Here is a 20341-nt window from a genome sequence, read left to right on the forward strand (position 1 = left end):
AAGTCACGTCGCAGGAGGGAGACTCCCGTGACCACCCCCGTGCAGGACCCTCGCCCTGTTGATCTCGCCCCCGACCAACCGACCCCGACCGACCTCCCGGCGCTGCTGCTCCTCGGGACCGGTGCCGACCCGGCGAGCGAGCGCGGCGTCGACTGCCCCGGCGAGCTGCCGCCCGCCTCCGACCCGGATCTCGTGGAGCGCGCCAGAGCCGCCAAGGCCGCCCTCGGCGACCGCGTGTTCGTCCTCGGCCACCACTACCAGCGCGACGAGGTCATCCAGTTCGCCGACGTCACCGGCGACTCGTTCAAGCTCGCGCGGCTCGCCGCCGACCGTCCCGAGGCGCCCTACGTGGTGTTCTGCGGCGTCCACTTCATGGCCGAGTCCGCCGACATCCTCACCGCCGACCACCAGCAGGTCGTCCTGCCCGACCTCGCCGCCGGGTGCTCGATGGCCGACATGGCGACGTTCGACCAGGTCGAGGAGTGCTGGGAGGCGCTGGAGGACGCCGGGATCGCGGGCGACGTCGTCCCGGTGACGTACATGAACTCCTCGGCCGACATCAAGGCGTTCGTCGGACGGCACGGCGGCGTCGTCTGCACGTCGTCCAACGCCAAGCGCGCCCTGGACTGGGCGTACGCGCGGGGCTCGAAGGTCCTGTTCCTGCCCGACCAGCACCTCGGCCGCAACACCGCCGTCCTGGAGCTGGGCTTCGCGCTGGAGGACTGCGTCGTCTACAACCCGCACCGGCCGGGCGGGGGCCTGCCGGACGGGGCGCTGCGCGACGCCCGCATGATCCTGTGGCGCGGGCACTGCTCGGTGCACGGACGGTTCTCGCTCGACTCGGTGAACGACGTCCGCGCGCGGGTGCCGGGCGTGAACGTGCTCGTCCACCCCGAGTGCCAGCACGAGGTCGTCACGGCCGCCGACCTCGTCGGCTCGACCGAGTTCATCATCAAGGCGATCGAGGAGGCCCCGGCGGGCTCGTCGTGGGCGGTCGGGACGGAGCTGAACCTCGTCCGGCGGCTCGCGAACGCCCACCCGGACAAGAACGTCATGTTCCTCGACAAGACGGTCTGCTTCTGCTCCACGATGAACCGGATCGACCTGCCGCACCTGGTGCTGTCGCTGGAGTCGCTGGCGCGCGGCGAGGTCGTCAACCGCATCCAGGTCGATCCGGAGACCGCGCACTACGCCCGCGCGGCCCTGGATCGGATGCTCGCCCTGCCGTAGGCGCGTCCGCCGGTCCCCTACCCGACGCCCGCGTTCTCGGCGAACAGCGCGACGAGCGCGGCGTCGCCGCCGAACGCGAGCGCCGGGTCGCCGGGGGCGCGGCGGCCCCACGCGAACAGGTAGAGGTCGGCCGCGGCGCCCGCGACGGACGCCGTCGCGTCGGCGGGGGCGGGCCCGTCCGCGCGCTCGGCCGTGAAGCCGTCCGGGGTGAACCGCACGTTCCAGCGGGCCCCGGCGTCGGCGGCGGCGAACGTCAATGTCCCGGCGCCGCGCAGTTCCTTGACGCGCGGGCTGAACACGGCGGCGGCGGGCAGGTTGCCGAGCAGTTCCCCGACGCCGTCGACCGCGACGCCGGCGGGGACGCGCGCCGTCCGGCCGAGCGCGAGGTCGAGGTCGCAGCGGTGGACGGCCGTCTCGTGCAGCATCCGGCGCGCCCACCATCCGGCCGTGCCGCCGTCCCCCCACGTCCAGACGGGCTCGTCCGGGGCGGTGTCGCGCAGCACGGCGAGAAGGTCACGGGCTCCTTCGGCGAACCACGGGCCGAGGTCGGCGTCGTCGTCGGGCCAGGTCACGCCCATCTCGCGGCGCCCGGCGGCCTCCTGCGCCCTGGTCGCGACGAGGCCGCGCGCCCAGCGGTGCACGCCGCCGAGGTGGCGGGTCAGCTCGGCGGCCGTCCACCCCGGGCAGGACGGGACGTCCAGGCCGGGCGGCGCGTCCGCCAGCGCCGCCGCGTACGCCGCGATCTCGGCCTCGGTCGCGGCGCAGTACGCCTCGTGCGGCCAGCGCGGCCCGTCGTGAGCGCTCACAGGCCGGGGGCGCCCCAGACGGGGAACCAGCGGCCGAGGTCGTCCTCGAACGGCAGGTCGGCGCCGACCGCGCCGCGCACCTGGAGTTCCAGCGCGTTGTCGCGGCGGTCTCCCGGCAGCGGCGCGAACGGGTAGAACGTGCCGCGCTTGTAGAGGTAGACGAGCCCGAGGCGCTGCCCGTCCGGCCCCCGGAACCCGACGAGCGAGCACAGCAGGTGCGGCCCGAAGCCGTTGGTCTCCAGCGTGGAGTTCACCGCGTGCAGGTCGGTGACCAGGCCCGCCACGTCCGACGGGTCGTGCGTCGCGAGGATCCAGGTGTAGCCGTAGGAGTCCTCGCTGATCTCCACGCGCGGCCCCTGGTCGGCGTCCAGCAGGTCCTGGACGTCGCGCTGGAGCCGGGCGAACGCGCCGCCCTCGGCCGCGCGGAAGCTCACCGAGCCGAGCCCGGTCGGGGTGAACCCGGCCGCGGCCTCCAGCGTCACCGCCGCCGTGGACAGCCCGAACAGCCGGTCCAGGTCGGGCTTGGCCGGCTTGGACCGGCCGAGCAGCGCGTCCAGGAACCCCATGTCACTCCCCTCGGCCGAGCTGGCCGGAGATCTTCTGCAGTTGCGCGAGCCGCTTCTCCAGCGACGGGTGCGTGGAGAACAGCGTCGCGACGCTGGCGCCCTTGCTGAACGCCGGGGCGAAGAAGAACGCGTTGAACGGCTCGGCGGAGCGCAGGTCCCGGCTCGGGATCCGCGCCATCTCGCCGGTCACCTTGGTCAGCGCGCTCGCCAGCGCGGACGGGCGCCCGGTCAGCAGCGCCGCCGCCCGGTCGGCCGACAGCTCCCGGTACCGCGACAGCGCGCGGGTCAGGACGAAGCTGATCGCGTACGCCACCGCGCTGACGGCGACGACCGCGAGCAGGATCAGCCCGGTGTTCTGGTCGTTGTCGCGCCGGTTGAAGCCGCCCCACAGCCCGGCCTCCAGGCCGAAGCGGGTCAGCAGCCCGGCGCAGATCCCGAGGAACGACGCGACCGTCATGACGGCCACGTCCCGGTGCGCGACGTGCGCCATCTCGTGCGCGAGGACGCCCTCCAGCTCCACCGGGTCGAGCCGCCGCAGCAGCCCGGTCGTCACGCAGACGACGGCCTTCTTCTGGTTGCGCCCGGTCGCGAACGCGTTCGGCACGTCGGTGTCGGCGACGGCCACGCGGGGCTTGGGGGCGTCCGACAGCGCGCAGATGCGGTCGATGACGCCGTGCAGCTCGGGCGCCTCCTCCGGCGACACCACGCGGCCGTGCATCGCGAAGATCGTGAGCTTGTCGCTCAGGAAGTACTGCGCGAACAGGAACACGGCGGCGACGACCAGCGCGATCACGCCCCACTTCGGCACCAGCACGAAGAAGGCGCCGACGAACGCGACGTACACCAGCCCCAGCAGGAACATCGTCACCAGCATGCGGGACGTCAGCCCGCGGTCCGGCGCGTAGCGGGTGCGTGCCATCCCTCATCCCCCCTTTCGCGGCCCCCGCGTCCCACACGGGACGGGGCCGCCCGCGGCCTGCCGCGCGCCGGGACGACGGGCGTCCCGGCGACCGCGCGGGCCGCGTCGTTCCACCGGCGCGGGGCCGGCGGGTCCCCGGTTCAGTCCGGGATCAGTCCCTCGTCGCCGAGCATCTGCCGCACCTCGTCGATGGCGGCGTCCACCGGCGGGAGGATCAGTTCCGACGGCTCCAGGCTGTCGGGCGGCAGCGGCTTGCCGACCGTCCGGACGTTCTCCAGCAGTTCCTTCAGCGCCGTGCGGAACGTCGACTCGTCGCCGGTGTCGATGGCGGCTTCGAGCCGGTCGTCCAGCGCGTTGAGCGCCGCGAGGTCGCCGTCGGCGACGTCGAGCTGCCCCTCGCCCATGATCCGGACGATCACTGCCCACCCCCGGGCTGCTGCGGCCACTGCACCTGCTGGGGGGACGCGGCCTGCTGGCCGTGGGCCTGCTGCTGGCCGGGGTTGAGCTGCTTGGGCGCGGGCGCCTGGCCCAGCTCGGCCTTCAGCCGCTCCAGCTCCACGTCGACGCCGGGGCCCGAGCCCATGCGGTCCAGCTCGGCCTGGATGTCGTCGCGCGGGCCGGAGAAGTCCTCCAGGGCGCCGGACTCCAGCAGTTCGTCGATGGCCCCGGCGCGGGCCTTCATGGTCTCGGTCTTCTCCTCGGCGCGCTGGATCGCGAGGCCGACGTCGCCCATCTCCTCGGAGATGCCGCTGAACGCCTCGTTGATCTTGGTCTGCGCCTCGGCGGCCGTGTAGGTGGCCTTGATCGTCTCCTTGCGGGTGCGGAAGGCGTCGACCTTGGCCTGCAGCCGCTGCGAGGCGAGGGTCAGCTTCTCCTCCTCGCCCTGGAGCTGCTGGTACTGGGCGCGCAGGTCGCCGAGCTGGGAGTCCAGGCCGGCGCGGCGCGTCAGCGCCTCGCGGGCCAGGTCCTCGCGGCCGACCTGGAGTGCCTTCTTGCCCTGCTCGGTCAGCTTGTTCTGCTGCTGTTCGAGCTGGTTGATCTGCAGCTCCAGCCGCTTGCGGGAGGTGGCCACGTCGGCGACGCCCCGCCGGACCTTCTGGAGCATCTCAAGCTGGCGCTGGTAGGAGTAGTCCAGTGTCTCGCGCGGATCCTCCATGCGGTCCAAAGCCTTGTTGGCCTTGGACTTGAAGATCATCGACATTCTCTTCATCACGCTCATCGCGCCGGCGCCGGTCCCTTCGTGTGCTGCCCAGTCGCAAACTGGGCTCAATGGCCACTGCTGGGCTTCTATCACCCTACGCGTTAACGCGCGAGGCGGTCACGATGTTCGCAGCCGGTAGGCTGATCCTCGTGTTCGGACGTCGTACCCAGGAAGCCCCCGAAGATCCTCCTCAGGTCGCAAAGCCGGGAGGCAAGGGGCGCCCCACGCCCAAGCGGTCGGAAGCGCAGAAGAAGCGCCTCCAGCCCATCACCGCGCCGCCCGCCGACCGCAAGGAGGCGTACAAGCGCGTGCGCGAGCGGCAGGCCGCCGAGCGCGTGCGGATGCGCGAGGGAATGGCGCGCGGCGACGACAAGTACCTCCTCAAGCGCGACAAGGGCCCGGTGCGGCGCCTCGCCCGCGACTACGTGGACTCGCGGCGGACGATCGGCTCGTACCTCATGTACGTGCTGTTCGCGATCGTCGTCCTCAGCCTGCTGCCGATTCCGGCGGCGCGGCTGTTCGGGCTGTTCGCGCCGCCGGTGCTGCTGCTCGCCGTGTTCGTGGAGGGCTTCACGCTGAACCTCGGCGTCAAGAAGCTCGCGGCGCGGCGTTTCCCGGACGAGAGCACGCGCGGCATCGGCATGTACGCGGCGCTGCGCGCGATGCAGATCCGGCGGCTGCGCCAGCCCGCGCCGCAGGTGAAGCTCGGGGAGCGTCCCGCCGCCTGACGGCCCGCGTCCGCGTTCTAGGGTGCGGTCCATGGAGTTCCGACACCTGGGCCGCAGCGGCCTCAAGATCAGCGAGATCGCCTACGGCAACTGGCTCACCCACGGCTCACAGGTCGAGGAGGACGCCGCGCGCGCGTGCGTCGCGGCGGCCCTCGACGAGGGCGTCACCACGTTCGACACCGCCGACGTCTACGCGGGCACCCGCGCGGAGGAGGTCCTCGGCCGGGCGCTCGACGGGCAGCGGCGCGAGGGCCTGGAGATCTTCACCAAGGTGTACTGGCCGACCGGCCCCGGCCCGAACGACCGGGGGCTGTCGCGCAAGCACATCTTCGAGTCGATCCACGGATCCCTGCGGCGGCTCCGCACCGACTACGTGGACCTCTACCAGGCCCACCGGTTCGACTACGAGACCCCCCTCGAAGAGACCCTGCGCGCCTTCGACGACCTCGTCCGGCAGGGCAAGGTGCTGTACGTCGGCGTCTCGGAGTGGCGGGCCGAGGAGATCGAGCGGGCGCTGAAGATCGCCGACGAGATGGGCTTCGACCGGATCGTCTCCAGCCAGCCGCAGTACTCGATGCTGTGGCGCGTCATCGAGGACGAGGTCGTCCCGCTGTGCGAGCGGGAGGGCATCGGGCAGATCGTGTGGTCGCCCATCGCGCAGGGCGTCCTGACCGGCAAGTACCAGCCGGGGCAGGCGCCGCCCGCCGGTTCGCGCGCCACCGACGAGAACGGCGGCGCCGACTTCATCCGCCGGATGCTGAACGACGACCTGCTCACCCGCGTCCAGAACCTCAAGCCCGTCGCGGACGAGCTCGGGCTCACGATGGCGCAGCTCGCGGTGGCGTGGACGCTCCAGAACCCGAACGTGTCGGCGGCGATCGTCGGGGCGTCGCGTCCCGAGCAGGTCCGCGACAACGTGCGCGCGGCCGGGGTGAAGCTGGACGCCGACGTCCTCGCCCGCATCGACGACATCCTCGGCGACGTCGTGATCCGCGACCCCGCCAAGACGGTCAGCCCGCGTCAGCGGCCCTGACCGGGACCGCTCCGGCCGGGCGGGCGCGCCGCCCGGCCGGAGCTCACGCCTCGTCCAGGGACATCGGGTAGACGGCCGCGCCGTCGTCCAGCAGCACGACCCGCTCCACGCCGCCCGCCCGCAGCTCCCGCCAGCTCTCGCCCAGCCACGACTCGGCGTCGGACCGGGTCGGGAAGGTCTCCTCCGCCGTCCCGGCGTCCTGCCCGTCCGCCTTCTCCAGCTTCCAGCTCCAGGCCATCCCGCCGCCCTCCGCTCGATCCGCCACCCCGTCGCGGTGAGACTAACCGTTCGTCCGGCGGGCGAGCGCACCCGCCTAGAGTCTCTGATCACCATGCGAATCGAGGTTCTGGGGGACGCCGCCCCCGGCGGGTGGCCGGCGGCGGGCTGCCGCTGCGCGTCGTGCGCGGCGCTGCGGACGGTCGGCGAAGCCCGCGCGGCGTTGAACGTGCTGGTGGACGGCGTGCCGCTCGACGGCCTGCCGCACCGCGCCGTGCCCGGCGGGTTCGAGGCGGACGCGCCCGGCGGCGGCGTGCTGCTCGTCGCCGCCGGTCCGGGCGCGGTGCCCGAGCCGTCGCCGGGGACGGTCTACGGGGCCGTCCTGCTCGACTTGGCGGACCGTCCCGAACACCTCGGGCTGCTGCGCCGGGCGGGAGCGGTGACGGCGGCGACGCGGGTGCTGGCCGTCCACCGCGACCACCGGACGCGCTCCCCCGCCGAGCTGGACCGCCGCCTGCGGCACTGGCTGGACCCCGCGCCCGCGCCGCACCGGACGCTGCTGCTCGGCGGCGCCCGGTCGGGCAAGTCGGCGGAGGCGGAGCTGCGCCTGGCCGCCGAGCCGGACGTCACCTACGTCGCGACCGGCCGGACCGGCGCCGGGGACCCCGAGTGGGCCGCGCGGATCGCCGCGCACCGCGAGCGCCGCCCGTCCTGGTGGACGACCGCCGAGACCGGTGACGTCGCGGCCGTGCTGCGCGCGGCGCGCGGCGCGGTGCTCGTGGACGGCCTCGGCTCCTGGCTGACCGGCGCGATCGACGCGGCGGACGCCTGGGACGACCCCGCCCCCGCCGCCGCGCCCCGCATCGACGACCTGGTCGCGGCGTGGCGCGACACGGCCGCACGCGTGATCGCGGTCAGCGACGAGGTGGGCCTGTCGGTGGTGCCCGCGACCGCGTCCGGACGGGCCTTCCGCGACCTGCTCGGCACACTGAACCGACGGCTGGCCGACGCGTCCGAGGACGTCGCGCTGGTCGTCGCGGGCCGCGTCCTGGACCTGCCATGACCGCGCCGACGCCGCCCACCGCGGGCGAGCCCGGGGGCCTCTTGAGCGCTGGAGTGCGGCTGGCGGTGACGTTGTTGACGGTCGTTCCGGTGCGTGCGGGGCGGGTCGACCGGGACGCCGCCCGTGTCGCGATGCTGGTCGCCCCGCTCGTCGGGGTGATCGTCGGCGGCGGCGCCGCGCTGGTGCTGCTCCTCGCGGATCTGGCGGGGTTGTCGCGGTTGCTTGGTACCGTGCTCGCCGTCGCCGCGTCCGCCGCACTGACCCGCGCGCTGCATCTGGACGGTCTCGCCGACCTCGCCGACGGCCTCGGCAGCGCCAAGCCGGCCGCCGAGGCGCTGACGATCATGAAGCGGTCCGACATCGGGCCGTTCGGCGTCGTGACGCTGGTCCTCACGCTCGGCGCGCAGACGGCGGCGCTGGCGTCGGCCCCGCAGCCCCCGGTCGCGGCGCTGGTCGCGGCCGTCGCCGGACGGCTCGCGCTGCCCTGGGCGTGCCGGACGGCCGTCCCGTCCGCGCGGCCCGGCGGGCTCGGGGCGCTCGTCGCCGGGACGGTCCGCACCCGCGCCGCGCTGGCCGTGTCCGGCGCCGTCCTCGCCGCCGCCGCCGCGACCGGGTTCGCGACGGGCCGTCCGGTCCACGCCGCGCTCGCCGTCGTCGCGGCGGTGGGCGCCGCGCTGGCCGTGCTCGCGCACGCCCGGCGGCGGCTCGGCGGCGTCACCGGCGACGTCCTCGGCGCGCTCGTGGAGATCGCCGCGACCGCCGCCCTCGTGACGCAGGCCGCGGGCGGACCTTGATCCCGAAGGAGAAACGGGACGCCGGGTGGGACTAACATCAACCCACGTGACCAGCATCAGCCTTGACAGCGAAGCTTCGGCCGACCTCGACGTCGACGCGATCGTGATCGGCGTCACCCCAGGCGACACGGCGGACGCGGCCCGTCCCGGCGCGCACCCGGCGGCGGACGCGCTCGACGCCGCGCTCGGCGGACGGCTCGCCGCGGGCCTCACCGCACTCGGCGCCACCGGCAAGGCCGGGGAGCTGACCCGGCTGCCGACGCTCGGCGCCGTCCCGGCCCGGCTCGTCGTCGCGGCGGGCCTCGGCGCCGACCCCGACGCCGAGGCGCTGCGGCGCGCGGCGGGCGCGGCGGTGCGGTCGCTGGCGGGCGTCCGGCGCGTCCTCGTCGCGCTGCCCGCGAGCGGCGCGGCCGAGACCGAGGCCGTCGCGTCCGGCGCGCTGCTCGGCGCCTACGCGTTCACGACGTTCCGGACGGGCGAGACCAAGGACCCGGTCGCCGAGATCGTCGTCGCGGGCGACACGGGCCACGCGGCGTCCGTCGAGCGCGCCCGGATCCTCGCGCGGTCGGTGGCGCTCGTGCGGGACCTGGTCAACACCCCGCCGTCCCACCTGTCGCCGGACGACTTCGCGGCCAAGGCCCGTGAGATCGCCGCCGAGACGGGCCTCGCCGTCGAGATCCTGGACGAGCGGGAACTCGCCGAGGGCGGCTTCGGCGGCATCACCGGCGTCGGGCAGGGCTCGGCGAACCCGCCCCGGCTCGTCCGGCTCGCCTACACCGCCCCGGGCGCGACGCGGACGCTCGCGCTCGTCGGCAAGGGCATCACGTTCGACTCCGGCGGCCTGTCGCTCAAGCCCGCCGAGGGCATGGACTGGATGAAGTCCGACATGGGCGGCGCGGGCGCGGTGCTCGGCGCGCTCGCGGCCATCGCGGCGCTCAAGCCGGCCGTGAACGTCGTCGGCTACATGGCGATGGCCGAGAACATGCCGAGCGGCACCGCGCAGCGGCCCTCGGACGTCCTCACGATCTACGGCGGCACCACGGTCGAGGTGCTGAACACCGACGCCGAGGGACGCCTCGTGCTGGCCGACGCGCTCGTCCGCGCCGCCGAGGACGACCCCGACCTCATCGTGGACGTCGCCACGCTCACCGGCGCCCAGCTCGTCGCGCTCGGCACCCGCACGACGGGCGTCATGGCCAACGACGACGCCGTCCGCGAGGGCGTGGTGGCCGCCGCGACCCGCGCGGGCGAGGCCGCGTGGGGCATGCCGCTCCCGGCCGAACTGCGCAAGGGCCTGGACTCCCCCGTCGCCGACCTCGCCAACATCAGCGGCGAGCGCTGGGGCGGGATGCTGGTCGCGGGCGTGTTCCTCAAGGAGTTCGTGCCGGACGGCGTCCGCTGGGCCCACCTGGACATCGCCGGGCCGTCGTTCCACCGGGGCGAGCCCTACGGGTACACCCCGAAGGGCGGCACCGGCGCCGCGACGCGTACGTTGGTACAGATCGCCGAGGACGTGGCCGCCGGAATCCTCTAAGGGTTCCGGCGGGTTCCCCGTGCGACGTTTCCGGTCCCGCACGGGGTTCCGAACCCATAGGTTGAGCGCGGATACCGGGAGAAACTGAGGGGGTCTGCTCGGTGGTGGACGGCGGCGCCTACGACATCGTGGTCCTGGGCGGCGGCAGCGGTGGGTACGCGTGCGCTCTGCGCGCGGCCGAACTCGGGCGTTCCGTGGCGCTGGTGGAGCGCGACGCGCTCGGCGGGACGTGCCTGAACCGCGGCTGCATCCCGACCAAGGCGCTGCTGCACGCCGCCGAGGTCGCCGACCAGACGCGCGACGCCGCCGCCGTGGGCGTGAAGGCGGTGTTCGAGGGCGTCGACATCGCCGCCGTGGACGCCTACAAGGACAAGGTCGTCTCCAGCACCGTCAAGGGCCTCACCGGGCTGATCGAGAGCCGGGGCATCGACGTCGTCGCCGGGACCGGGACCCTGACCGGCCCCACGACCGTCCGGGTGACGGGCGGCGACGGCGACCGCACCCTCACCGCCGGGCACGTCGTCCTCGCCACCGGGTCCGAGCCGCGCTCGCTGCCCGGCCTGACGATCGACGGCGAGCGGATCATCTCCAGCGAGCACGCCCTGCGCCTCGGCCGCATCCCGGCGTCGGTGATCGTGCTCGGCGGCGGCGTCATCGGCGTCGAGTTCGCCAGCGTGTGGAAGTCGTTCGGCGCGGACGTCACGATCGTCGAGGCCCTGCCCCACCTGCTCCCGCTGGAGGAGGAGTCGTCCTCCCGGCGGCTGGAGCGCGCCTTCCGCAAGCGCGGCATCGGCTTCCGCCTCGGGACGAAGGTGTCCGGCGTCAAGCCCACCCCCGGCGGCGTCTCGGTCGCGCTGGAGGACGGCACCGCGCTCGACGCCGAACTGCTCCTGGTCGCCGTCGGCCGCGCCCCCCTCTCCGCCGGGATCGGCCTGGAGACGGCGGGCGTCGCGACCGACCGCGGCTTCGTCACCGTGGACGAGTTCTGCCGGACGAACGTCCCCACCATCTCGGCCGTCGGGGATCTCGTCCCGACGCCGCAGCTCGCGCACGTCGGCTTCGCCGAGGGCGTCCTCGTGGCCGAACGGCTCGGCGGGCTCAGCCCCCGTCCGATCGACTACGACGGCGTGCCGCGCATCACCTACTCCGACCCCGAGGTCGCCTCGGTGGGACTCACCACCGCGGCGGCGCGGGAGCGCGGACACGAGATCAACGAGGTGACCTATGACCTCGCCGGCAACCCCCGGAGCAAGATCCTCGGGACGCAGGGCGAGGTCAAGGTCGTCGCGGCCGTGGACGGTCCCGTCCTCGGCGTGCACATGGTCGGGGCACGTGTCGGCGAACTCATCGCGGAAGGGCAGCTCATCTACAACTGGGAAGCCCTGCCGAGCGAGGTCGCCTCGCTGATCCATCCCCATCCGACCCAGTCCGAAGCGGTCGGCGAGGCACACCTGGCTCTCGCCGGCAAGCCATTGCACGTGCACGGCTGAACGCCGGCACAGTCATTCGAAGGAGTCGCAGAGAGCCATGCCGGTCTCCGTCACCATGCCCCAGCTCGGCGAGAGCGTCACCGAGGGCACCGTCACCCGCTGGTTGAAGAAGGAGGGTGAGCGCGTCGAGACCGACGAGCCGCTTCTCGAAGTGTCGACCGACAAGGTCGACACCGAGATCCCCTCGCCCGCCGCGGGCATCCTGACCAGCATCACCGTCGCCGAGGACGAGACCGTCGAGGTCGGCGCCGAACTGGCGGTCATCGGGGACGAGGGCGACGCCCCGTCCGGCGGCGGCGCGCCCGCCGCCGAGCAGGCCGAGCAGCCCGAGCAGGCCGCGCCGCCCGCCCCGGCCGCGCAGCCCGAGCCCGAGCCCGAGCCCGCCCCGGCCCCGGCGCAGCAGGCCCCGCCGCCGTCGGCGTGGCCGCCCGCCCAGCCCGCGCCGGTGCAGCAGCCGCCCGCGGCGCCCGAACCCGCCCCGGTCGCGCAGCGTCCGGCCCCGGCTCCCGCGCCCGCCCCTGCGGCGCAGGCTCCGGCGCAGGCTCCGAAGCCCGAGGCCCCGTCCGGCGACGGCCCGTACGTGACGCCGCTGGTGCGCAAGCTCGCCGGCGAGCACGGCGTGGACCTGAGCACGGTCGAGGGCACCGGCGTCGGCGGGCGGATCCGCAAGCAGGACGTCCTGGAGGCCGCCCGCACGCGGCAGCAGGCGCCCGCCGCGGCCCCGGCCGCCCCGGCTCCGGCGGCGTCCGCCGCGCGTCCGGCGCCGTCCGCGCCCGCCCCGGCGACGGCGCCCGCCGAGCAGCTCGCGCTGCGCGGCACGACCGAGAAGATGTCGCGGATCCGGCAGACGATCGCCCGCCGGATGGTGGAGTCGCTGCAGGTCTCGGCCCAGCTCACGACGGTCGTCGAGGCGGACATCACCCGCATCGCGCGGCTGCGCGACCGGGCCAAGGCCGACTTCGCGGCGCGCGAGGGCGTCAAGCTGTCGTTCCTGCCGTTCTTCGCGCTGGCGGCGATCGAGGCGCTGAAGACGCACCCGAAGCTGAACGCCGTCATCAACAGCGAGACCGACGAGGTCACCTACCACGACGTCGAGAACGTCGGCATCGCGGTGGACGTCCCCGAGCGCGGCCTGATGGTCCCGGTGATCCACAACGCGGGCCAGCTCAACCTGGGCGGCCTCGCGCAGCGGATCGCCGACGTCGCCGAGCGGACCCGCACCAACAAGGTCAGCCCGGACGAGCTGTCGGGTGGCACGTTCACGCTGACCAACACCGGCAGCCGGGGCGCGCTGTTCGACACGCCGATCCTCAACCAGCCGCAGGTGGCGATGCTCGGCACGGGCGCGGTCGTGAAGCGCCCGGCCGTCATCGACGACCCGGCGCTGGGCGAGGTCATCGCCGTCCGGTCCGTGGTCTACCTGGCGCTGACCTACGACCACCGGCTCATCGACGGCGCCGACGCCGCCCGCTTCCTCGGGACGGTCAAGCACCGTCTGGAGGAGGGCAACTTCGAGGCCGAGCTGGGCCTCTGAGCGTTCCGCACGACGCCCCCGCCGGTCTCCGGCGGGGGCGTCCGCGTTTCTGCGGTCAGCCGCGCCGGTCGGCGACCGCGTACGACGCTCCCGCCGACACGGCCGCGGCGCCGAGCACGGCGGGCCACGCGCCGACCTTCTTCGCGAGCGGGTGCGACCCGCCGAACCCCGCGAGGTACACGGTCAGCAGCCCGGCCGCGCCCTTCGGCCCGGCGGCGCGCGTCCACTCGCGCGCGCACCACGCGCCGGCGGCGGCGAGCACGACCCCGCCCAGCTCGCGGCGGCGGGTGAAACGGGCGGCGGCATAACCGCCGATGAGACCGGAGGCGGCCACGGCCGCCGAGGGGATCTTCGCCATGCCCCGAGCGTAGCGGCGGGGCGCGGTCCCCGACGCGTCCGGCGTTCTCGTCAAGAATTCCTAAAGGCGGATACGTCCGGGCACGACGGTCCTAGCGTGACGAGGACCCCTGACGCACGGCAGCAGAGAAACGGAGAACACAGCGATGAGCACCGACGGGCAGCCGCACATCCTCGCCATCGGCGGGGGCTCGTTCCGCAGGGACGAGCGCGAGGGCATCTGGCCGAGCCCGCTGCTGCGGTACGCGGCGGACCTGACGGGCCAGGACCGGCCGCGCGTCTGCTTCCTCGCGACCGCGATGGGCGACGACGACCGGGTCCTCGGCACCTGTTACGAGGCGTTCTCCCGGCTGGACGCCGAGGTGAGCCATCTCGCGCTGTTCCCGATGCCGAACACCGCCGACGTCCGGGCGCACCTGCTCTCCCAGGACCTCATCTACGTCAGCGGCGGCAGCGTCGCGAACCTGTTGGCGCTGTGGCGGCTGCACGGCCTCGACGACGTCCTGCGCGAGGCGTGGGAGCGCGGCGTCGTGCTGTCGGGGCAGAGCGCGGGCGCGCTGTGCTGGCACGAGGGCGGCAACACCGACTCGTTCGGCCCGGAGCTGACGGCGCTCACCGACGGGCTCGGGTTCCTGCCGTACGCGTGCGGCGTCCACTACGACAGCGAGCCGCGCCGCCGGCCGCTGCTGCACCGGCTCGTCGGGGACGGGACGCTGCCCGCCGGGTACGCCGCCGAGGAGTCCGTCGCGCTGCACTATGTCGGGACCGAGTTCGTCCAGGCGGTGTCGTTCCGCGACGAGGCGCGGGCGTACCGGATCGAACCGGACGGAACGGGCGGCGCGAAGGAGACTCCGATCGTCCCGCGCCTGCTCACGGGCGGGGCATAGTCTGGACGTCGTGACACAACTGGACGCACGCGAGACGGCCGGGCGATCCCCGGCCTCCGCCGCCGAAGACCTCATCGTCGTCCACGCCGGGTTCGGGGACGCCGCCGTCCCGTACGAGGACGGCTGGGCCCTCCAGCGCCGCACCCACGCGCTGCGGGCCGACGACCTGCTGCCCGACACCGTCCTGCTGATGGAGCACCGTCCGGTCTACACGGCCGGCAAGCGCACCGAGGCGGCGGACCGCCCGTTCGGCGACGCGGGCGCACCGGTCGTGGACGTGGACCGCGGCGGCAAGATCACCTGGCACGGGCCGGGGCAGCTCACCGGGTACCCGATCGTCAAGCTGACCGATCCGGTGGACGTCGTCGCCTACGTCCGCCTGCTGGAGCGCATGATGATGGCGGTGTGCGCCGAGTTCGGGCTGGAGACCGTCACGGTCGAGGGCCGCAGCGGGCTCTGGGTGCCCGGCACGCCGGACCGCAAGATCGGCTCCATCGGGATCCGGGTGTCGCGCGGCGTGGCCATGCACGGCTTCCAGCTCAACTGTGACAATGACATGAGCTGGTTCGACCGGATCGTCCCGTGCGGGATCCGGGACGCGGGCTCCACCAACCTCACCCGCGAGACGGGCCGCCGCGTCCCGGTCGCCGAGGTGCTGCCGCTGGTGGAGCGCCATCTCGCCGCCGTCCTCGGCGCGGCCGGGACGCTGCACCGCACCGTCGCGCAGGTCGACGCCGCCGCTCAGCGCGCCGGGCGCTCCTCCATCGCCTTGTAGACGGCCTCGCCCGCGTCCGCCGCCTGCCCGAAGAACCGGCCGAGCGCGGCGTACGCCGGGGCCAGCACGCGGTCCAGGACGCCGTCGTCGAACGCGTCGGCGTCCTGGACGTGCGCCGCCTTCATCGCCGTCAGGTCGAACCGTCCCGCGACCGCGCCGAACGGCGTCGCCGCCAGGTACGCCGCGATCGGCGCGACCCGCGCGGGCTCCAGGTAGATGACGTCGCGGCCGAGCTCGTCGGCGCCGTCCTCGGTCAGCAGCCGGCCGCCGCACACCACGTCGCCCTCGGGCTGCGGGCCGTCCCACGGGTCGCCGGTGAGCAGGTAGTGGACGGCCTGCCACGCTCCACCGAGGTCCAGCGCCGTCCCGGCCGGACGCGCGCCGCCCGCGCCGAACAGCCGCCGCGCGACGACGGCGGGATCCGCCGCGCCGTCCAGCACGGGCGGCACCCTGAGAAACGACATGGCAAGGCCCACGGTGGTCCTCCTGCGGCGTGGAATAGCGGGGGTCGGCGTGACGACAGGGAGTCACCTTAGAGAGATCCCCGGTGCTCAGGGGAGAAAAGCGGCCAATCGAGTCCCCATCGGTACATGACGGCCGAGGTGACGGTGACCTCGGCGGGCGACGTAGTCTGGAGCGGTGACGACGGCGACACCTGAGGGACGCAAGCTCCTCCGCATCGAGGCCCGCAACAGCCAGACCCCCATCGAGCGCAAGCCGGACTGGATCAAGACCCGGCTGAAGACCGGCCCGCAGTACCGCGAGCTGACGCGCCTGGTGAAGTCCGAGGGCCTGCACACCGTCTGCCAGGAGGCGGGCTGTCCCAACATCTACGAGTGCTGGGAGGACCGCGAGGCCACGTTCCTCATCGGCGGCGACCAGTGCACGCGGCGCTGCGACTTCTGCCAGATCGACACCGGCCGTCCCGCCGCGCTGGACCGCGACGAGCCGCGCCGCGTCGCCGAGTCCGTCGCGTCGATGGGCCTGAAGTACGCCACGGTGACCGGGGTCGCCCGCGACGACCTGGAGGACGGCGGAGCCTGGCTGTACGCCGAGACCGTCCGGCAGATCCACGCGGCGGTGGACGGCTGCGGCGTCGAACTGCTCATCCCCGACTTCAACGCCGACCCGGCGCAGCTCTCCGAGGTGTTCGGCTCCCGTCCCGAGGTGCTCGCGCACAACGTGGAGACCGTGCCGCGCATCTTCAAGCGGATCCGGCCGGGGTTCCGGTACGAGCGCTCCCTGGACGTCATCACGCGGGCCCGCGCGGACGGCCTGGTGACCAAGTCCAACCTCATCCTCGGCATGGGCGAGACCCGCGAGGAGGTGTCGCAGGCGCTGCGCGACCTGCACGACGCCGGTTGCGAACTGATCACGATCACGCAGTACCTGCGGCCGTCGCCGCGCCACCACCCGGTGGAGCGCTGGGTGAAACCGGAGGAGTTCGTGGAGCTGTCCGCCGAGGCCGAGAGCATCGGGTTCGCGGGCGTCATGTCCGGGCCGCTGGTGCGGTCCAGCTACCGCGCGGGACGGCTCTACCAGCAGGCGGTCGCGGCGCGCGGGGCCTGACCCGGCGGCGGGCGGCGGCGCGGCGCGCGGCGGCGCGCGACTATCCTTGGGCGCATGTCGAAAAAGCCCGTGGACGGGGTTCAGGAGAATCCGGGACGCCTGCAGCAGATCCGCATGGTCGCCAAGATCCTGCGCCAGACGGACCCGAAGGCCCTGCCGATCGTCGCCGCCGCCTCCCTCGGCACGCTGGCCGTCGTCGTCCTCATCGGGCTGCTGGCCGGGCAGCTCTGGCTGTTCGTCCCGCTGGCGCTGCTCGCGGCGTTCGCGGTCGGCGTGGTCGTGTTCGGCCAGCTCGCGCAGCGCGCCCAGTACAAGGTGATCGCCGGGCAGCCGGGCGCCGCCGCGGCGATCCTGAACAACATGCGCGGCGGCTGGTCGGTCACCGAGGCCGTCGCGGGCAACCGCAGCCTCGACATGGTGCACCGGGCCGTGGGCCGTCCGGGCGTCGTCCTGGTCTCCGAGGGGCCGCGCAGCCGCGTCGGCGCGCTGCTCGGCGCGGAGAAGAAGCGCATCGCCCGCGCCGCGCAGCAGGTGCCGATCTATGACATCCAGGTGGGCGACGACGAGGGCCAGATCCCGGTGGCCAAGCTCCAGCGCCACCTGATGAAGCTCCCCCGCAACCTCACCAAGCCGCAGGTGGCGGAGCTGAACGGCCGCCTCCAGGCGCTCCCGCGCTCGATGCAGATGCCGAAGGGCCCGATCCCCAAGGGCGCCCGCATGCCCCGCGGCCCCAAGCCCAAGACCCGCTGACGCCTCCCGCGCCCCAGCCGGGGAACGCGTTCTCACGCGGGCGAGCGCCAGCGAGTCCGCGGGAGAACGCGAGCGTGCAGGCTGCACCGCAGCGAGCTCTGCGAGCGAGGATGCTGCGTGCGCGCCCGGCGGGGGGTTCCAGGGGGGTCGCTACCCCTTGATGACAACGGTGTTCGCTGCTCGGTCGTGGAGGCCGCGCTGGTCGCGGTCCCAGATGAGCGCGGGGACGACCGCGATGAGCAGCACCGCGCGGGCGAGGCCCCAGCCGAGGCCGAGCGGGCGCCCGTCCAGCCGGACGACCCGGACGCCGAACAGCCGCTTGCCGATCGTGACGCCGAGCAGGCCCGTCAGCACCCACGCCTGGACGGCGAACACCGCGAGCGTCACGAGACTGCGCTGCGAGGGCTCCAGGTCGAACGCGCGGGTGAGCAGGCTGGCGACGAGCAGCGACAGCGCCCAGTCGACGAACAGCGCGCCGAGTCGGCGGCCGTAGCCGGCGGCCGAGCCGCTTCCGCTCACGGGCAACCCGAGCCGTTCCCCGGGCTCGCCGAGGTCGACACCCGCCGACCGGGTGCCGGTCAGCCAGGTCTGCGTCCATCGCGGCGTGGCGCCGCGCCGCCCGTCACTGCTCATGGGAATACGCTATCTGCTCCGGGGTATGGCTGATTCGCGGCCTGCCCGGACCGGAGCCGCCCGCCTCGCGCCGCCGTCCTTTCTCGGACGAAGAAGCCGTGATCGAAGTCACGACGTGATATGTAACACAGGGGATACACATCAGACACGGCCGGGAAACGGCCGTGCGCCTAGCCTGGGATCCAGCCCAAGAGCGCCCCAAGGAGGCTGAATGTTCAGCAGTGCCGATGAGGTTCTGAGCTTCATCCGCAACGAGGAAGTGCGTTTCGTCGACTGCCGGTTCGTCGACCTGCCGGGCAAGATGCAGCACTTCACGTTCCCGGTGGAGAGCTTCGGCGAGAACGTGTTCACCGACGGGCTGATGTTCGACGGCTCGTCCGTCCGCGGCTTCCAGGAGATCCACGAGTCGGACATGCTCCTGCTCCCGGACCCCGCGACCGCCGTGGTGGACCCCTTCCGCCAGCACAAGACGCTGAACCTCAACTTCTTCGTGCACGACCCCCTGACCGGCGAGCCCTACAGCCGCGACCCCCGCAACGTCGCCCGCAAGGCCCAGGACTACCTGCGCGGCACGAACATCGCCGACACGGTCTACTGCGGGCCGGAGGCGGAGTTCTACATCTTCGACGACGTCCGGTTCGAGACGAAGCAGAACGCGGGCTACTACTTCCTCGACTCGATCGAGGGCGCGTGGAACACCGGGCGCGAGGAGGAGGGCGGCAACCTCGGGGCGAAGCCGCCGTACAAGGGCGGGTACTTCCCCGTCCCGCCGATGGACCACTACACCGACCTGCGCTCGGAGATGGTGACCCAGCTCCTCAACGTGGGCATCCACGTGGAGATGCAGCACCACGAGGTCGGGACGGCGGGCCAGTCGGAGATCGACTTCCGGTTCGACACGCTGCTGAAGACCGCCGACAACCTCATGCTCTACAAGTACGTCGTGAAGAGCGTGGCGCGGGCGGCGGGCAAGGCCGTCACGTTCATGCCGAAGCCGATCTTCGGCGACAACGGCTCGGGCATGCACGTCCACCAGTCGCTGTGGAAGGACGGCTCGCCGCTGTTCTACGACGAGGTCGGCTACGCGGGCCTGTCGGACAACGCGCGGTACTACATCGGCGGCCTGCTGCGGCACGCCCCGTCGCTGCTGGCGTTCACGAACCCGACGGTGAACTCGTTCCACCGGCTCGTCCCGGGCTTCGAGGCGCCGGTGAACCTCGTGTACTCCCAGCGCAACCGGTCGGCGTGCATCCGGATCCCGATCACCGGGTCGAACCCGAAGGCCAAGCGCGTCGAGTTCCGCGTTCCGGACCCGTCCTGCAACCCGTACCTGGCGTTCTCGGCGATGCTGATGGCCGGGCTGGACGGCATCAAGAACAAGATCGAGCCCGCCGAGCCCGTGGACAAGGACCTCTACGAGCTGCCGCCGGAGGAGGCCCGCGCGATCCCGCAGGTGCCGGGGTCGCTGGAGGCCGTGCTCGCGGCGCTGGAGGACGACCACGACTACCTCCTGGAGGGCGGCGTGTTCACCCCCGACCTCGTGGAGACCTGGATCACCATGAAGCGCGAGTTCGAGATCGACCCAATCCGGCTCCGCCCGCACCCGCACGAGTTCGAGATCTACTTCGACGTGTGATCAGCCGGCGGACGTCCCGTGCCGGGGCGTCCGCCGGAAACGCGTTCTCGGCGCCTTCGGGGCCGCCCGCCGTGACGGCAGGCGGCCCTTCTCCGTTTCCCGCGCGGCCGGAGTGACGAAGGGAACACCGGCCGTCCGGCGGGAAGACCACGCGGCGGGGACGCGTTGTGCCCGGGGCGAGGACGATCAAGGGAGATCTCATGGCCGGCGTGGAAGTGCGGCGCACCGAGGACGGGTTCGAGGCCGTCAACGACCGGGGCGCGCGGGTCGCGATCGGCGCGCCCGACGAGGCCGGGGTGTTCAGCCCGGTCGAACTGCTGCTCGCCGCGCTCGGCGGCTGCGAGCTGGTCACCGTGGAGCCGCTGACGGCGCAGCGCGGGCACCGGATGGTGCGGCTCGCCGCGACGGTGTCGGCCGAGAAGGTCGCGTCCAACCGGCTGGGGACGATCACCCTGACCTACGACGTGGAGCTGCCCGAGGGCGACGAGAAGGCCGCCGAGGTGCTGGCGGCCGTCGCGCACCGCGTCCACGAGCGGTACTGCACGGTCGGCACGGCGCTCCGCGAACCGACGGCGGTCGAACAGGTCCTCCCCGCGCTCCCCTGACCCGGGCCGTCATGA

The 20341-nt window shown here is 73.5% G+C and carries 23 protein-coding genes; 14 read left to right on the forward strand and 9 right to left on the reverse strand.

Annotated features, from left to right (window positions below):
* The first annotated feature begins 27 nt into the window (after window positions 1-27).
* Entirely contained in the window at window positions 28-1230 is a 1203-nt protein-coding gene (gene nadA / locus BTM25_RS13850; protein ID WP_235828398.1) for a quinolinate synthase NadA, read from the forward strand.
* A gap of 17 nt (window positions 1231-1247) precedes the next feature.
* Here the strand turns inward: nadA and BTM25_RS13855 are convergent, their stop codons facing one another.
* From BTM25_RS13855 to BTM25_RS13875, 5 genes are all read right to left on the reverse strand, one after another.
* The gene (locus BTM25_RS13855; RefSeq protein WP_168212114.1) at window positions 1248-2036 is read right to left on the reverse strand and encodes a maleylpyruvate isomerase family mycothiol-dependent enzyme; all 789 of its coding nucleotides are present in this window, start codon (window positions 2034-2036) and stop codon (window positions 1248-1250) included.
* On the reverse strand, window positions 2033-2602 hold the full coding sequence (gene pspAB, locus BTM25_RS13860) for a PspA-associated protein PspAB (protein ID WP_103563320.1): 570 nt from the start codon (window positions 2600-2602) through the stop codon (window positions 2033-2035). Before pspAB ends, BTM25_RS13855 begins: the two co-directional genes overlap by 4 nt.
* Before the next feature lies 1 nt (window position 2603).
* The gene (gene htpX, locus BTM25_RS13865) at window positions 2604-3521 is read right to left on the reverse strand and encodes a zinc metalloprotease HtpX (protein ID WP_103563321.1); all 918 of its coding nucleotides are present in this window, start codon (window positions 3519-3521) and stop codon (window positions 2604-2606) included.
* 140 nt (window positions 3522-3661) lie between these two features.
* On the reverse strand, window positions 3662-3940 hold the full coding sequence (pspAA, locus tag BTM25_RS13870; protein WP_103563322.1) for a PspA-associated protein PspAA: 279 nt from the start codon (window positions 3938-3940) through the stop codon (window positions 3662-3664).
* Complete coding sequence (locus tag BTM25_RS13875) at window positions 3937-4740, reverse strand: PspA/IM30 family protein (RefSeq protein WP_103563323.1); 804 nt, start codon at window positions 4738-4740, stop codon at window positions 3937-3939. The genes pspAA and BTM25_RS13875 overlap by 4 nt, the downstream gene beginning before the upstream one ends.
* A gap of 131 nt (window positions 4741-4871) precedes the next feature.
* Here BTM25_RS13875 and BTM25_RS13880 point away from each other — a divergent pair, with 131 nt between their 5' ends.
* A complete protein-coding gene (locus tag BTM25_RS13880; protein ID WP_235828400.1) occupies window positions 4872-5450 on the forward strand; it encodes a DUF3043 domain-containing protein in 579 nt (192 codons plus the stop codon).
* Window positions 5451-5481: 31 nt separating this feature from the next.
* On the forward strand, window positions 5482-6483 hold the full coding sequence (locus tag BTM25_RS13885; RefSeq protein WP_103563324.1) for an aldo/keto reductase family protein: 1002 nt from the start codon (window positions 5482-5484) through the stop codon (window positions 6481-6483).
* A gap of 43 nt (window positions 6484-6526) precedes the next feature.
* Here the strand turns inward: BTM25_RS13885 and BTM25_RS13890 are convergent, their stop codons facing one another.
* Window positions 6527-6748, reverse strand: a complete 222-nt coding sequence (locus BTM25_RS13890; protein ID WP_407923383.1) for a hypothetical protein — start codon at window positions 6746-6748, stop codon at window positions 6527-6529.
* Between the two features lie 66 nt (window positions 6749-6814).
* Here BTM25_RS13890 and BTM25_RS13895 point away from each other — a divergent pair, with 66 nt between their 5' ends.
* The 5 genes from BTM25_RS13895 to sucB all read left to right on the forward strand — a co-directional run bounded on the left by BTM25_RS13895 (window position 6815) and on the right by sucB (window position 13114).
* A complete protein-coding gene (locus tag BTM25_RS13895; RefSeq protein ID WP_103563326.1) occupies window positions 6815-7762 on the forward strand; it encodes a bifunctional adenosylcobinamide kinase/adenosylcobinamide-phosphate guanylyltransferase in 948 nt (315 codons plus the stop codon).
* Window positions 7759-8556 carry an adenosylcobinamide-GDP ribazoletransferase gene (locus tag BTM25_RS13900; RefSeq protein ID WP_103563327.1) on the forward strand — a complete coding sequence of 266 codons (798 nt, stop codon included), beginning with the start codon at window positions 7759-7761 and terminating at the stop codon, window positions 8554-8556. The genes BTM25_RS13895 and BTM25_RS13900 overlap by 4 nt, the downstream gene beginning before the upstream one ends.
* Before the next feature lie 46 nt (window positions 8557-8602).
* Complete coding sequence (locus tag BTM25_RS13905; RefSeq protein ID WP_103563328.1) at window positions 8603-10090, forward strand: leucyl aminopeptidase; 1488 nt, start codon at window positions 8603-8605, stop codon at window positions 10088-10090.
* A gap of 101 nt (window positions 10091-10191) precedes the next feature.
* Window positions 10192-11580 carry a dihydrolipoyl dehydrogenase gene (gene lpdA / locus BTM25_RS13910; protein ID WP_103563329.1) on the forward strand — a complete coding sequence of 463 codons (1389 nt, stop codon included), beginning with the start codon at window positions 10192-10194 and terminating at the stop codon, window positions 11578-11580.
* Window positions 11581-11617: 37 nt separating this feature from the next.
* A complete protein-coding gene (gene sucB, locus BTM25_RS13915) occupies window positions 11618-13114 on the forward strand; it encodes a 2-oxoglutarate dehydrogenase, E2 component, dihydrolipoamide succinyltransferase (protein WP_103563330.1) in 1497 nt (498 codons plus the stop codon).
* Between the two features lie 55 nt (window positions 13115-13169).
* Here sucB and BTM25_RS13920 read toward each other — a convergent pair whose 3' ends face one another.
* Window positions 13170-13472 carry a hypothetical protein gene (locus BTM25_RS13920; RefSeq protein ID WP_103563331.1) on the reverse strand — a complete coding sequence of 101 codons (303 nt, stop codon included), beginning with the start codon at window positions 13470-13472 and terminating at the stop codon, window positions 13170-13172.
* A 145-nt stretch (window positions 13473-13617) separates the two neighbouring features.
* Between BTM25_RS13920 and BTM25_RS13925 the strand changes: the two genes are divergently transcribed.
* Window positions 13618-14358 (forward strand): Type 1 glutamine amidotransferase-like domain-containing protein, encoded by a 741-nt coding sequence (locus tag BTM25_RS13925; protein ID WP_103563332.1) that lies wholly within the window; start codon window positions 13618-13620, stop codon window positions 14356-14358.
* Window positions 14359-14377: 19 nt separating this feature from the next.
* Window positions 14378-15133: a lipoyl(octanoyl) transferase LipB gene (gene lipB / locus BTM25_RS13930; RefSeq protein WP_407923399.1), complete on the forward strand. Its 756-nt coding sequence runs from the start codon at window positions 14378-14380 to the stop codon at window positions 15131-15133.
* Here lipB and BTM25_RS13935 read toward each other — a convergent pair.
* Window positions 15100-15597: a YfbM family protein gene (locus BTM25_RS13935; RefSeq protein ID WP_235828402.1), complete on the reverse strand. Its 498-nt coding sequence runs from the start codon at window positions 15595-15597 to the stop codon at window positions 15100-15102. The genes lipB and BTM25_RS13935 overlap by 34 nt on opposite strands.
* A gap of 175 nt (window positions 15598-15772) precedes the next feature.
* Between BTM25_RS13935 and lipA the strand changes: the two genes are divergently transcribed.
* Together lipA and BTM25_RS13945 are read left to right on the forward strand one after the other, a co-directional pair.
* Window positions 15773-16702 carry a lipoyl synthase gene (lipA, locus tag BTM25_RS13940; RefSeq protein ID WP_103563335.1) on the forward strand — a complete coding sequence of 310 codons (930 nt, stop codon included), beginning with the start codon at window positions 15773-15775 and terminating at the stop codon, window positions 16700-16702.
* 54 nt (window positions 16703-16756) lie between these two features.
* A complete protein-coding gene (locus BTM25_RS13945) occupies window positions 16757-17452 on the forward strand; it encodes a DUF4191 domain-containing protein (protein ID WP_103563336.1) in 696 nt (231 codons plus the stop codon).
* A 150-nt stretch (window positions 17453-17602) separates the two neighbouring features.
* Here BTM25_RS13945 and BTM25_RS13950 read toward each other — a convergent pair whose 3' ends face one another.
* A complete protein-coding gene (locus BTM25_RS13950) occupies window positions 17603-18085 on the reverse strand; it encodes an RDD family protein (protein ID WP_103563337.1) in 483 nt (160 codons plus the stop codon).
* A 211-nt stretch (window positions 18086-18296) separates the two neighbouring features.
* Between BTM25_RS13950 and glnA the strand changes: the two genes are divergently transcribed.
* Window positions 18297-19721 (forward strand): type I glutamate--ammonia ligase, encoded by a 1425-nt coding sequence (gene glnA / locus BTM25_RS13955; RefSeq protein WP_103563338.1) that lies wholly within the window; start codon window positions 18297-18299, stop codon window positions 19719-19721.
* Between the two features lie 200 nt (window positions 19722-19921).
* On the forward strand, window positions 19922-20326 hold the full coding sequence (locus BTM25_RS13960; RefSeq protein ID WP_103563339.1) for an OsmC family protein: 405 nt from the start codon (window positions 19922-19924) through the stop codon (window positions 20324-20326).
* Window positions 20327-20341: the final 15 nt, after the last annotated feature.

Source organism: Actinomadura rubteroloni, from assembly GCF_002911665.1.
GTDB classification, from domain to species: Bacteria; Actinomycetota; Actinomycetes; order Streptosporangiales; family Streptosporangiaceae; genus Spirillospora; species Spirillospora rubteroloni.

Excerpts from the sequence above, each read along its gene's own strand:
- pspAB (WP_103563320.1), bottom strand. The coding sequence starts at position 2,602 with ATGGGGTTCCTGGACGCGCTGCTCGGCCGGTCCAAGCCGGCCAAGCCC.
- htpX (WP_103563321.1), bottom strand. The coding sequence starts at position 3,521 with ATGGCACGCACCCGCTACGCGCCGGACCGCGGGCTGACGTCCCGCATG.
- BTM25_RS13875 (WP_103563323.1), bottom strand. The coding sequence starts at position 4,740 with ATGAGCGTGATGAAGAGAATGTCGATGATCTTCAAGTCCAAGGCCAAC.
- BTM25_RS13885 (WP_103563324.1), top strand. The coding sequence starts at position 5,482 with ATGGAGTTCCGACACCTGGGCCGCAGCGGCCTCAAGATCAGCGAGATC.
- BTM25_RS13895 (WP_103563326.1), top strand. The coding sequence starts at position 6,815 with ATGCGAATCGAGGTTCTGGGGGACGCCGCCCCCGGCGGGTGGCCGGCG.
- BTM25_RS13900 (WP_103563327.1), top strand. The coding sequence starts at position 7,759 with ATGACCGCGCCGACGCCGCCCACCGCGGGCGAGCCCGGGGGCCTCTTG.
- sucB (WP_103563330.1), top strand. The coding sequence starts at position 11,618 with ATGCCGGTCTCCGTCACCATGCCCCAGCTCGGCGAGAGCGTCACCGAG.
- BTM25_RS13920 (WP_103563331.1), bottom strand. The coding sequence starts at position 13,472 with ATGGCGAAGATCCCCTCGGCGGCCGTGGCCGCCTCCGGTCTCATCGGC.
- BTM25_RS13925 (WP_103563332.1), top strand. The coding sequence starts at position 13,618 with ATGAGCACCGACGGGCAGCCGCACATCCTCGCCATCGGCGGGGGCTCG.
- BTM25_RS13935 (WP_235828402.1), bottom strand. The coding sequence starts at position 15,597 with ATGTCGTTTCTCAGGGTGCCGCCCGTGCTGGACGGCGCGGCGGATCCC.
- BTM25_RS13945 (WP_103563336.1), top strand. The coding sequence starts at position 16,757 with ATGTCGAAAAAGCCCGTGGACGGGGTTCAGGAGAATCCGGGACGCCTG.
- BTM25_RS13950 (WP_103563337.1), bottom strand. The coding sequence starts at position 18,085 with ATGAGCAGTGACGGGCGGCGCGGCGCCACGCCGCGATGGACGCAGACC.
- glnA (WP_103563338.1), top strand. The coding sequence starts at position 18,297 with ATGTTCAGCAGTGCCGATGAGGTTCTGAGCTTCATCCGCAACGAGGAA.
- BTM25_RS13960 (WP_103563339.1), top strand. The coding sequence starts at position 19,922 with ATGGCCGGCGTGGAAGTGCGGCGCACCGAGGACGGGTTCGAGGCCGTC.